The organism is Acidovorax sp. BoFeN1 (assembly GCF_003345135.1).
Classification (GTDB): Bacteria; Pseudomonadota; Gammaproteobacteria; order Burkholderiales; family Burkholderiaceae_C; genus Acidovorax; species Acidovorax defluvii.
Window position 1 is genome coordinate 1 of the sequence record NZ_QOZT01000040.1, and the last position, 11,869, is coordinate 11,869.

Annotated in this window: 10 protein-coding genes; all 10 read right to left on the minus strand. The window is 65.0% G+C overall.

Annotation, left to right across the window (positions count from 1 at the left end):
- On the minus strand, nt 1-388 hold a 388-nt coding region (locus DTW89_RS10575; protein WP_442858104.1), incomplete at its 3' end, for an electron transfer flavoprotein subunit beta/FixA family protein.
- A gap of 37 nt (nt 389-425) precedes the next feature.
- A complete protein-coding gene (locus tag DTW89_RS10580) occupies nt 426-1,409 on the minus strand; it encodes an NAD(P)H-dependent flavin oxidoreductase (RefSeq protein WP_024812903.1) in 984 nt (327 codons plus the stop codon).
- A 7-nt stretch (nt 1,410-1,416) separates the two neighbouring features.
- The gene (locus DTW89_RS10585; RefSeq protein WP_051463449.1) at nt 1,417-2,433 is read right to left on the minus strand and encodes a Bug family tripartite tricarboxylate transporter substrate binding protein; all 1,017 of its coding nucleotides are present in this window, start codon (nt 2,431-2,433) and stop codon (nt 1,417-1,419) included.
- Nucleotides 2,434-2,460: 27 nt separating this feature from the next.
- On the minus strand, nt 2,461-3,468 hold the full coding sequence (locus DTW89_RS10590; RefSeq protein WP_114655918.1) for a Bug family tripartite tricarboxylate transporter substrate binding protein: 1,008 nt from the start codon (nt 3,466-3,468) through the stop codon (nt 2,461-2,463).
- A gap of 79 nt (nt 3,469-3,547) precedes the next feature.
- The gene (locus DTW89_RS10595; protein WP_201740988.1) at nt 3,548-4,810 is read right to left on the minus strand and encodes a CaiB/BaiF CoA transferase family protein; all 1,263 of its coding nucleotides are present in this window, start codon (nt 4,808-4,810) and stop codon (nt 3,548-3,550) included.
- 24 nt (nt 4,811-4,834) lie between these two features.
- Nucleotides 4,835-5,635, minus strand: coding sequence for an oxepin-CoA hydrolase, alternative type (locus DTW89_RS10600; protein WP_114655919.1), 801 nt, complete (start codon nt 5,633-5,635; stop codon nt 4,835-4,837).
- A gap of 130 nt (nt 5,636-5,765) precedes the next feature.
- Nucleotides 5,766-6,893 carry an acyl-CoA dehydrogenase family protein gene (locus tag DTW89_RS10605; RefSeq protein ID WP_024812908.1) on the minus strand — a complete coding sequence of 376 codons (1,128 nt, stop codon included), beginning with the start codon at nt 6,891-6,893 and terminating at the stop codon, nt 5,766-5,768.
- A gap of 10 nt (nt 6,894-6,903) precedes the next feature.
- On the minus strand, nt 6,904-8,112 hold the full coding sequence (locus DTW89_RS10610; RefSeq protein ID WP_114655920.1) for an acyl-CoA dehydrogenase family protein: 1,209 nt from the start codon (nt 8,110-8,112) through the stop codon (nt 6,904-6,906).
- A gap of 274 nt (nt 8,113-8,386) precedes the next feature.
- Nucleotides 8,387-9,562: an acetyl-CoA C-acyltransferase gene (locus tag DTW89_RS10615; RefSeq protein ID WP_114655921.1), complete on the minus strand. Its 1,176-nt coding sequence runs from the start codon at nt 9,560-9,562 to the stop codon at nt 8,387-8,389.
- A 155-nt stretch (nt 9,563-9,717) separates the two neighbouring features.
- Entirely contained in the window at nt 9,718-11,835 is a 2,118-nt protein-coding gene (locus tag DTW89_RS10620) for a 3-hydroxyacyl-CoA dehydrogenase NAD-binding domain-containing protein (RefSeq protein WP_114655922.1), read from the minus strand.
- Nucleotides 11,836-11,869: the final 34 nt, after the last annotated feature.

Here is an 11,869-nt window from a genome sequence, read left to right on the forward strand (position 1 = left end):
TCTGGCCGGTCTGGTTGGCGTCGTCGTCGATGGCTTGTTTGCCCAGGATCACGAGCGATGGCTGCTCCTTGTCGATCAGCGCCTTCAAGAGCTTGGCCACGGCCAGCGGCTGCAGGTCGGCGTCGGTTTCCACCAGGATGGCGCGGTCGGCACCAATGGCCATGGCGGTGCGCAGGGTTTCCTGGCACTGGGCCACGCCGCAGCTCACCGCGATGACTTCGGTCACCAGGCCTTTTTCTTTCAGGCGCACGGCTTCTTCGACGGCGATTTCGTCAAAGGGGTTCATGCTCATCTTGACGTTGGCTGTGTCCACACCGCTGCCGTCCGATTTGACGCGGACTTTCACGTTGTAGTCCACCACGCGTTTGACAGGGACAAGAATTTTCATGGGGATCTTTCCTTGGGGGGTTCCAGAAATAAACGGGCTAGGCCGTCGGGCGCAACAGCCCGGCCAGCCGTTCGCTGATGAGCGTATCGGCCTGGGCCATGATGGAGTCGATCAATTGCTGCACGGTGGGCACATCGTGAATCAAGCCAGCCACCATGCCGCACGACCAGACGCCCGCCTCCATGTCGCCATCCTGCATGATGCGCGGATAGACACCCGCCACCTCGGGCGCAATGTCCGCGAAGGTGATGGCCGCGCCCAGTTCGCGCTCTTTTTGCAGCAGGCGCTCGGCGGCACCATTGGTCAACACACGCTCGGTATTGCGCAGCGGGCGCATGACCAGGCGGGTGTCGAGCTCGCTGGCCGCCACAATGGCGCGCTTGACGTTGTCGTGCACGGGCGCCTCTTGCGTGGCAATGAAGCGCGTGCCCATGTTGATGCCCTCGGCGCCCAGCGCGAGCGCGGCCACCAGCGAGCGGCCATCGGCCATGCCGCCCGAGGCGACAAAGGGAATCTTCAACGCCTCTGCCGCACGCGGCAGCAGGATGAAGTTGGGCACATCGTCCTCGCCCGGATGGCCGCCGCATTCAAAGCCATCGACGCTGATGGCGTCGCAGCCAATGGCCTCGGCCTTGAGTGCGTGGCGCACCGAGGTGCACTTGTGGATGACCTTGATACCGGCGTCCTTGAGGGCGGGCAGCCACTTTTGCGGGTTGTTGCCCGCCGTTTCCACCACTTTCACGCCGCCGTCGATGATGGCTTTCACGTAGCCGGGGTAGTCGGGCGGGTTCACCGATGGCAAAAAGGTCAGGTTGACGCCGAAGGGCTTGTCGGTCATGGCGCGGCAGCGCGCAATCTCGCGCGCCAGCAGCTCGGGTGTGCGCTGCGTGAGGCCGGTGATGATCCCCAGGCCGCCCGCGTTGGAGACCGCCGCAGCCAGCTCCGCCAGGCCGACATGGTGCATGCCGCCCTGGATGATGGGGTGCGCTATGCCAAACAGCTCGGTAATGCGTGTCTTCATGACGGCGTTACTCGGAGGCAATGCCCTTATCGCGGATCAGCTGGCCCCAGCGGGTGTAGTCCTGCTGCACGCGCTGGCCCAGCTGCGCCGGGGTCTGGAAATGGGCGATGGCACCGGCGTTCAGCAGCTTGTCCTGCACTTCCTTCTCGGCCAGGATCTGCTGCACTTCGTTTGCAATGCGATCGACCACCGCCTTGGGTGTGCCCAAAGGCGCCAGCAGGCCGCCCCACGACACGGCGTCATAGCCCTTGATGCCCTGCTCGGCAATGGTCTTGACGTCGGGCAGCATGGTCACGCGCTGGGGCGAGCCCACGGCAATGGCGCGCAGCTTGCCGGCCTGGATGTGTGGCAACGCTGCCACCAGGTCGGCATACATCACGGGCACCTGGCCGCCGATGGTGTCGGTGATGGCCGGCACGCCGCCCTTGTAGGGCACATGCTGCATGTCAAAGCTGGCCATCTGCTTGAGCAGCTCCATGCTCAGGTGGCCAAAACTGCCCGCGCCCGAGCTGGTGTAGTTGAGTGGCGTCTTTTGCGCCTTGGCGTTGGCAATCAGGCCCTTGAGGTCGGTCACATCGGGCAGCAGCTTGGGGTTGACGACCACCACGATGGGCAGGTCATACACCGTGGCCACGGGCGTGAAATCTTTCACCGTGTCGTAGCCCGCCTTCTTGTACAGGTGCGGCGCCAGCATGGTGGGTGTGGCCAGCATCATCAGCGTGTAGCCGTCCGCAGGGCTTTTGCTGACCTGGGCTGCGGCAATCGACCCCGAGGCGCCTGCCTTGTTCTCGATGAGCACGGTTTGCTTGAGGCGCTCACCCAGCTTCTGGCCGACGATGCGCGAGGCCGTGTCGGTGGGGCCACCCGCCGGGAAAGGCACCACCAGCTTGACCATCTTGTCGGGCCAGGCCGCCTGCTGGGCCATGGCACTGCCGATCAGCAGCGGCGCGGCGGCCAGCGCCAAAGCGGCGCGGCGGGTGAAACGGGCCAGGGGTGCGGTGCGGGAAATGGTGGAAAAGGTCATGGTGTCTCCTGAAAACAATGGGGGGGCTCAATCCAGCCGGGCGCCAGCGGCCTCGACCAGGGCTTTCCAGATGGGCATGTCGCGCTGGTAGTTCTGCTGAAACTCCTGCGGGCTGTTCATCATGGGCAAAAAGCCCGCAGCTGCAATGCGCTCAACCACCTTGGGGTCTTTGGCCACTTCGCGCAGGTGGGCAGAAAGCTGGTCCACGATCTCTTTCGGGATGCCCGCCGGCGCGCCCATGGCCACCCAGCCAAAGATGGAATAGGCGTCGTCCTGCACGCCCTGCTCAAAGATGGTGGGCACCTTGGGCAGGATGTCCATGCGCTGCTTGCCGGTGACGCCAATGGCCTTGACGCGGCCCGAGTCGATGAAGGGCTTGGTATTGAGCGCGCTCGAAAAGCACAGCTGCAACTGGCCGCCAATCAGCTCCTGGATCATGGGCGCCTCGCCCTTGTAGGCGACGTGCACCATGTCGCTGTCGGTGGTTTTGCTCATGTACGCGCCCGCCAGGTGGGCATACGAGCCCGTACCCCAGGAGCCATACGACAGCTTGCCCTTTTGGGCCTTCACATAAGCCAGCAGCTCTTTCATGTTGTTGGCGGGCACCGAGGGGTGCACCACCAGCGTCACCGGCGCCGCGGCCACCTGGGTGATCAGCGCCAGGTCCTTTTGCGGGTTGTAGGGCAGCTTGGTGTACAGAAACTGGTTGATCAGCATCGAGGTGCTGAGCGTCAGCAGCAAGGTGTGGCCATCGGCCGGTGCCTTGGCCACGGCATCGGTGCCCAGAATGCCTGCGGCGCCGCCCTTGTTGTCCACCACCACGGGCTGGCCGATGCGCTTGGACAGGGCCTCGCCCACGGTGCGGGCAATGATGTCGGTGGCGCCGCCCGCGTTGAAGGGCACCACCAGCCGGATCGGCTTGGTGGGCCAGGCGGCTTTGCCCGTTTGTGCCAGGGCCGTGCCCAGCAGGCCCGTGCTGCCCAGTGCGGCCATGCCTTGCAGCACGCTGCGGCGCTTGATTGGCGAAAAGTTCATGCAAGTCTCCTCTTTTATATAAAAAAACAGGCTCTAGCGCTTATGCAGCAAGCGCTAATAGCTATGATTTTTGAACCGCTTAAATTTGCGGAAGTGTCAGCACGCCCTTGTCGCGCAGGGCTTGCAACTCGGGCTCGGACAGTTGCAGCAGTTGCTGCAGCACCTCGCGGGTGCCCTCGCCCAGCGTGGGCGGTGCGTTGCGAATCGGCAGGCGCTGCCCGTCCAGGCGGTAGGGCGGCGCAAACACATGCGTGCTGCCCGCCACCGGGTGGGGCAGCTCTTGCAACAGGCCGCCACGGCGGGTGCGCTCGCTGGTCAGGGCCTCGTGCAGGCCCGCCACCTTGCCGCAGGGGATGCCAGCAGCCGTCATGCGCTGCAGCAGCACATCGCGGGCAAATCCGGCGATCAGCTCCTTGAGCATGGGGCCCAGCACCAGCCGGTTCTTGGCGCGCTCCACATTGGTGGCAAAGCGCGGGTCTTCCACGATGTCGGGGCGCTCGATGACCTGACGGCAAAACTTGTCGAACTGGGCGTTGTTGCCCACGGCAATGATGAGCGGGCCGTCGGCCGCGTCGTACATGCCGTAAGGCACGATGGACGGATGGGCGTTGCCATAGCGTTGCGGGTCGTGGCCCAGCAGCATGGCATCGAGCCCGTAGTAGCCGGTGATCATCAGGCCGCAGTCGTACAGCGCCATCTCGATGTGGCGGCCCTTGCCGGTGCGCGTGCGCTGAAACAGCGCCGCCAGCACGGCCTGGGCCGCGTACATGCCGGTCATCAGGTCCACCACGGCCACACCAAACTTGAGTGGTGGCGTGTTTGCCTCACCGTTGAGGGCCATCAACCCGGACTCACCCTGGATCACCAGGTCGTAGCCGGGGCGCTTGGCCTCGGGCCCAGAGCTGTCGTAACCGGCCACCGAGCAATAAATAAGGTCGGGCTTGATGGCCTTGAGCTGCTCGTAGCCCAGGCCCAGCTTTTCGGCGCCGCCGGTCTTGAAGTTTTGCACCACCACGTCGCACTGGGGCAGCAGGTCGTGGATGATTTTCACGCCCTCGGGCGTCTGCAAATCCACCGTGATCGACCGCTTGTTGCGGTTCATGCTGTTGTAGTAGGTGGTTTCGGTCTTGCCAATGCGCATGCCCCAGTCACGCGTGTCGTCGCCCCGTCCGGGGTGCTCCACCTTGATGACCTCGGCGCCGAAGTCGGCCAGCACCATGCCGCACAGCGGCCCGGCAAACACGCGCGAGAGGTCGAGCACGCGCACGCCTTGCAGGGGAAAGTCCATGCCGTCCGGCGGAGTGGTTGGTGTTGTGGTCGTTGTGGTCGTTGTGGTGGTCATGTGTGTTTGTCTCCTTGCCAGCGCTCAGGCCGGGGGTTGGCGCAGTGGCGCGAAATCGGGCAGCCGCTTTTCCAGGAAGGCGCCGATGCCTTCGCGGGACTCCTCGGTCTCTTGCGACTGCACCATGCACTGGGCTTCCTGCTCCAGCTGTTCTTGCAGTGTGTTCGCATAGGCATTGCGGCACAAGGTCTTGATACGGGCCATGGCCAGCTCGGGGCCAGCCGCCACCTGGGCCGCCAGCACCAGCGCCTGCGCCAGGGCATCGCCCGGCTCGGCCAGGCGGTTGACGGGGCCCAACGCGTGCAGGCGTTCGCCACTGATCCGCTCGCCCGTCAGGCACAGCTCGGTCAACACCTGGCGCGACACAAACTCGGCCAGGAAGGCCGTGGCGCCGCCATCGGGCGTGAGGCCCACCTTCACATAGGCCACCGAGAACACCGCGTTTTTGGCAGCCACCAGCATGTCGCAGGCCAGCGCCAGCGATAGCCCCGCGCCCGCAGCCGCACCTTCGACGGCAGCAATCACCGGCTTGCGGCAATCGCGCACGGCGCGAATCAGGTCGTGCAGGCCTTCGAGCTTGGCACGGCGCTCTTCAATGGGCAGCTCGCGGCGCCTGGCCAGCTGGCGCAGGTCACCGCCCGAGCAAAAATGCCCGCCTTCGCCCGTCAGCACGATGGCGCCCACGGCGGGATCGGCCTGGGCCTGTGCCAGCGCCTGGGTGAGCGCCGCGTAAAACTCGGGCGACAGCGCATTGCGGGCCGCCGGGTTGTTGTTGGACAGCACCAGCACGGCGCCTTCGCGGCGGGTCAGCAGGACTTCGCTCATCTTCGTTCTCCAGTTCTATGCCTGTAGCCGGCCTGCTTCGCCAGGGACAGCAAGCAAGGGCCGCCCCGCAGCGAGGCTGTCGTCCCCTTGCCAGGGGGAAGGCGCGAAGCGACTCAGGGGGTAGCTCATTTCAGCCCAGCGCGATGTAGCGCGCCAGGTGGTGGTCTTCGTCGCCCAGCTCGTGGTCGATCATGACCAGGCGCTTGGCGTAGTGCGACAAGGGCAGCTCCCAGGTCATGCCAATGCCACCATGCATCTGGATGCTTTCTTCCGACACCAGCGCGCCAATGCGGCCAATGGTGAACTTGGCCGCCGACAGCGCGCGCTCGCGCTCCACGCGGTCGGCGCTGTCCATGGCGGCAGCGGCGTTGATGACCGCCGAGCGCGATTGCTCCACCTCCAGCAGCAGGTCGGCCATGCGGTGTTGCAGGGCCTGGAAGCTGCCAATGGGCACGCCAAACTGCTTGCGCGTTTGCAGGTATTCGAGGGTGTCCTTTTTGGCCACTTCCATCGCGCCCAGCGCTTCGGCGCACAGCGCCAGCACGCCCCAGCCCATGGCCAGCTCCAGCGTGGCAAAGCCCTGGCCTTCGGTGCCCAGCAGCGCATCGGCTCCCACTTGCACGTTGTCGAGCGTGATTTCGGCCACCCGGCCACCGTCGATGCGGCCCATGCCGCGGCGTGCAACGCCCGCGCTATCGGCAGGCACCAGGAACAGCGAAATGCCGTCTTCACTGCCCACATCGCCCGCCGTGCGGGCCGACACCAGCAAGAGCTGCGCGTTGTCGCCCTGCACCACCACGGCCTTGGCGCCGTTGAGTACCCAGCCCTCGCCGCTGCGCACCGCACGGGTGCTGACGCGGGCCATTTCGTAGTGGCTGCCGGGCTCGTCGTGCGCCAGGGCGGCCACGGTGCTGCCGTCGATCAGGCTGGCAATCTGCTCTTTTTGTGCGGGCGTGCCCGCAGCGGCCAGGGCGCGCCCCACCACCAGCGCGCCCAAAAAGGGCTCGACCACCAGGCCACGGCCCAGGGCCTCAAACACCACGGCCACGTCAAAGCCTGCGCCGCCAAAGCCGCCTTCGGCCTCGGGGAACAGCGCGCCAATGGCGCCCAACTCGGCAAACTGCGCCCACAGCGCAGGCTGCATGCCCACGTCGCCATAGGCAATGGCGTTGCGGGTTTCAAAACCGTACTGCTCGGCGACAAAACGGTTCAGGGTGTCCGCCAGCATGCGGCGGTCTTCGGTGTGTTCAAAGTTCATGACTACGGTCTCACAGTCCGAGAATCATCTTGGAGATGATGTTTTTCTGGATTTCATTGGAGCCGCCAAAAATCGACAGCTTGCGGTAGTTGAAGTAATTGGCTGCTGCGGTGGCGGCCTCTTTCGGCCCCACGGGCGCATCGGCATAGCCCTCGTACTGCGCAGCCTCAATGAAGGGCAGCGCATATGGCCCCATGGCGCGGCGGATCAGCGACAAAATTTCCTGGCGGATCTCGGTGCCCCGGATCTTGAGCATCGAGCTCTCGGCACCCGGCACGCTGCCATGGGCCACGGCGGCAATCACGCGCAGGTTGGTGGTCTTCATGTTTTCGAGGTCAATCTCGACCTTGGCCATGCGGGCGGCAAACTGCGGGTCCTGAGCGAGCGGGCGGCCATTGCGCTGCACCTTGCTGGCCACCACTTTGAGCTTTTCCAGCGACGCCACCGAAAAGCCCACGCCAGCGATGCCGGTGCGCTCGTAGGTCAGCAAGAACTTGGCGTAAGTCCAGCCCTTGTTTTCTTCGCCCACCAGGTTCTCGGCAGGCACGCGCACTTCGGTAAAGAACACTTCATTGACCTCGCGGTCACCATCGAGCGTGCGGATGGGGCGCACTTCCACGCCAGGCGTGTTCATGTCCACCAGCAAAAAGCTGATGCCCGACTGCGGGCGCGCTTCGCGGTCGGTGCGCACCAGGCAAAAAATCATGTTGGCGTGCTGGCCCTGGGTGGTCCAGGTTTTCTGGCCGTTGACGATGTAGTGGTCGCCCTGGGCATCCACACCGCGCACCGCCGTGGTCTTGACCGAGGCCAGATCGGACCCCGAGCCCGGCTCGGAGTAGCCCTGGCACCACCAGTCGGCACCGCTCAGGATGCGCGGCAGCCAGTATTGCTTTTGCGCCTCGTTGCCGTACTTGATGAGCACCGGGCCCAGCATATTGACGCCAAAGGGCACGATGCGCGGGCCACCGGCCACGGCGCACTCGTTGTCAAAAATAAATTTTTCCACTGCACCCCAGCCGGGGCCGCCATATTGCTCAGGCCAGTGGTTGGCCAGCCAGCCGCGCGCGTTGAGGATGGCGTGCCATTCTTCCTGGTCTTCCTTGGTCAGGCGCTGCCCGGCCTTGACCTTGGTGGCGATGCGCGCGGGCAGTTTTTCTTGCAGAAAAGCCTGCACTTCGGCGCGGAAGGCTTCTTCTTCGGGGGTGAAATTCAGGTCCATGTCGTACCTTTGAGTCAGTTGGGCATTGGTCGGTGGGGACAGGGCAACGGTTGTTGCGCAATGTCTGGGGCTGTCCCGAGGTATTCATCAGTGGGGGACAGAGCAAAAATGGCCATGCAATTTCTTGGTCTATCCCGCAAGGAAGGCATTCATCAGTGGGGGACAGAGCAAAAATGGCCATGCAATTTCTTGGTCTATCCCGCAAGGAAGGCATTCGTCAGTTGGGGACAGAGCAAAAATTGCTATGCAATTTCTTGGTCTGTCCCACAAGGACTCAGTAGATCTCAAACAAGCCAGCGGCACCCATGCCTCCGGCAATGCACATCGTGACCACGCCCCACTTGGCTTTGCGGCGGCGGCCTTCGAGCAGCAGGTGGCCCACCAGGCGCGCGCCGGTCATGCCAAACGGGTGGCCGATCGAGATGGCGCCGCCGTTGACATTGAGCCGCTCGCCGGGAATGCCCAGCTTGCGCTGGCAATACAGCGCCTGCGAGGCAAAGGCCTCGTTCATCTCCCACAGGTCGATGTCTTGCACCGTGAGGCCGTGGCGCGCCAGCAGCTTGGGCACGGCAAACACCGGGCCGATGCCCATTTCGTCGGGCTCGCACCCGGCCACGGCAAAACCGCGGAAGGCGCCCAGGGGTGACAGGCCCAGGCGCTCGGCCTGGGCGGCCTCCATCAGCACGCAGGCGCTGGAACCATCGGACAGCTGCGAGGCATTGCCCGCCGTGATGAACTGGCCGGGGCCCTTGACGGGCTCCAGCTTGGCCAGGCCCTCCAGCGTGGTGCCGGGGCGGTTGCAGTTGTCGCGCGTGGCCACCACGTCGCGCAAGGTGACTTCGCCGGTGTCCTTGTTCTTTTCGGCCATGCGTGTGGCACAGGGCACGATCTCGTCGGCAAACAGGCCCTGGTCTTGCGCGGCGGCGGTGCGCATTTGGCTCTCCAGCGAGAACAGGTTCTGGTCTTCGCGGCTGATGCCGTAGCGGTGGGCCACGTTGTCGGCGGTGTCGATCATCGCCATGTAGAGGTCGGGCTTGTGCTGCATCAGCCAGGGATCGATGTCGGCAGGCAAACCGGCGCGGATGGCCGAAATGCTCTCGACACCCCCGGCCACCATGGCGGGCACGCCTTCGGCCACGATGCGGTCTGCCGCCACGGCAATGGCTTGCAGGCCCGAGGCACAAAAACGGCTGACGGTAACGCCCGCCACCGACAGCGGCAAACCGGCGCGCACCACGGTCTGGCGGCCAATGTTCTTGCCGGTGATGCCTTCGGGGTAACCGCAGCCCATCACCAGGTCCTCAATGAGGGCCGGGTCGATGCCCGCGCGCTCGACCGCCGCTTTCACCGAAAAAGCGGCCAGTTGCGGGCCGGGCGTGGCATTGAATTCGCCCCGGTGGGATTTGGCCAGCGGCGTGCGGGCGGTAGAAACGATAACGGCTTGGCGCATGGTGGTTGCTCCTGTTTTTATAGCTGGCTGCGCTTGCATCGACTGGGTTTGATAGCAAAAACACTACAGAACCCTTTATTTACAAGCGCTAACAGCTATTGATTTGATATCTATGTGACAGATGCTGTGGTGGCGGGTGGTGTGGCGACGGGTGCTCAGGCAAGCTGGTTCAGGCTGTCGAAATTGCGCCCTTCCTGCACCAGCTGGACCAGCAGGGGCGAGGGTTTCCAGAACAGCGCGTCTTCCTTGGCAAATTCTTCAATGTCGGCCAGCAGCCGGGGCAGGCCGTACATGTCGGCCCACTTCATGGGGCCGCCACGGAAGCGCGGAAAGCCATAGCCGGACATGAAGGTCACGTCCACATCCAGCGGGCGCAACGCAATGCCTTCGTGCACCACGTTGGCGCCTTCGTTGGCCATGGCGGCCATGTAGCGGCGCATGATTTCGTCGGCGGTGAATTGGCGCGGCGTGACGCCTTTTTTGGTGCGCTCGGCATCCACAATGGCCAGCACTTCGGGGTCAGACTGGCCCACGCGGGCGCCTTCGGGGTACAGGTAAAAGCCGCGGCCGGTTTTCTGGCCAAACCAGCCGCGCTCGCAGATGCGGTCGGCCACCTCGATATAGCGCGCTTTCGGGTCGCGCGTGGCGGCGCGGCGCTTGCGCGTGGCCCAGCCAATGTCACCACCGGCCAGGTCAGTCACCTGGAACGGGCCCATGGCAAAGCCAAAGCCGCGCACGGCCTCGTCGATCTCGTAAGGGCTGGCGCCGTCTTCCATGATGTAGTCGGCGGCCTGCTTGTACACGGCCAAAATGCGGTTGCCGATGAAGCCGTCGCACACACCGGCGCGCACGGGCACTTTTTTGAGTTTCTTGGCCAGCTCAAAGGCGGTGGCCACCACGTCAGCACCCACCTTGGCGGGCACCACGATCTCCAGCAGCTTCATGATGTTGGCGGGGCTGAAGAAGTGCAGGCCAATCACGTCCTGCGGGCGGCTGGTGACGGCGGCGATGGCGTCGATGTCCAGGTACGAGGTGTTGGTGGCCAGCACGGCGCCGGGTTTGCACACGCGGTCCAGCTCCTTGAACACGGCTTTTTTGACGTCGAGTTCTTCAAACACGGCCTCGATCACCAGGTCCACGTTGGCCAGGTCGTCGTACGAGGTGCTGCCGGTGTAGCGCGCCATGACGGCGGCCTTGGCTTCTTCGGTCATGCGGCCCTTGGCGACCAGGCCGGTGTAGACCTTTTCCACATTGGCACGGCCCCGCGCGATGGATGCCGCATCGCGCTCGACCATGGTCACGGGGTAGCCCGCGTCCAGGGCCGACACGGTGATGCCCGCACCCATGGTGCCGCCGCCAATGATGGCGATGGTGGCAAATGCGCGCGGCGCGGCGGCCTTGGCCTCGGGGATCTTGACCACTTCGCGCTCGGCAAAAAAGGCGTGGATCAGGCCGGCACGCTGCGGGCTGTCCAGGCACTCCAGAAACAGCGCGCGCTCGCGCGCCATGCCTTCGTCAAATGGCAGCTGCACGGCGGCCTGCACGCATTCAATGATCTTGAGGGGCGAAAACAGGCCCCGGGTTTTCTTGGCGGTGTCGGCTTTCAGCACCTCCAGCTCGGCCAGCGCTGCGGCGGGGTCGGGGATGGCGATGTCGCGCGTGCGGCGCACGGGGGCGTTTTGCGCCAGCAGCGCGTTGAGGTAGGCCAGGCCAGCAGCCTGGGCGTCGTCGCCCTCAGCCAGTTGGTCCACCAGGCCTGCCGCCAGCGCGGCCTTGGCCGACAGGTGCTTGCCGCTGAGCATGAGCTCGGTGGCGGCGCGCGCGCCCATCAGGCGCGGCGCGCGCTGCGTGCCACCCGAGCCCGGCAGCAGGCCCAGGGAGACTTCGGGCAGGCCCAGCTTGGCAGCGGGCAGTGCAATGCGGTAGTGGGCCGACAGCGCCACTTCCAGGCCACCGCCCAGCGCCGCACCGTGCAGCACTGCCACCACGGGCTTGGTGCAGTCTTCAATGCTGCGGCACACCTCGGGCAGCGAGGGTGGCATGGCGGGCTTGCCAAACTCGCGGATGTCGGCGCCCGCAATGAAGGCCTTGCCTGCGCCCATCAGCAGCACGCCCGCCACGGCGCTGTCGGCCTGGGCCTGTGCCATGGCGGCGGCCAGCCCCTGGCGCACGGCCACGCCCAGCGCATTGACCGGCGGGTTGTTGACGGTCACGACCAGGATGGCGCCCGCGCGGGCAGTGGTGACAACGGATTCGGGGGTAGCTGCGCCCATGCGGGAGTCTCCTGGTGGTTTCAAGTAGCTTTGT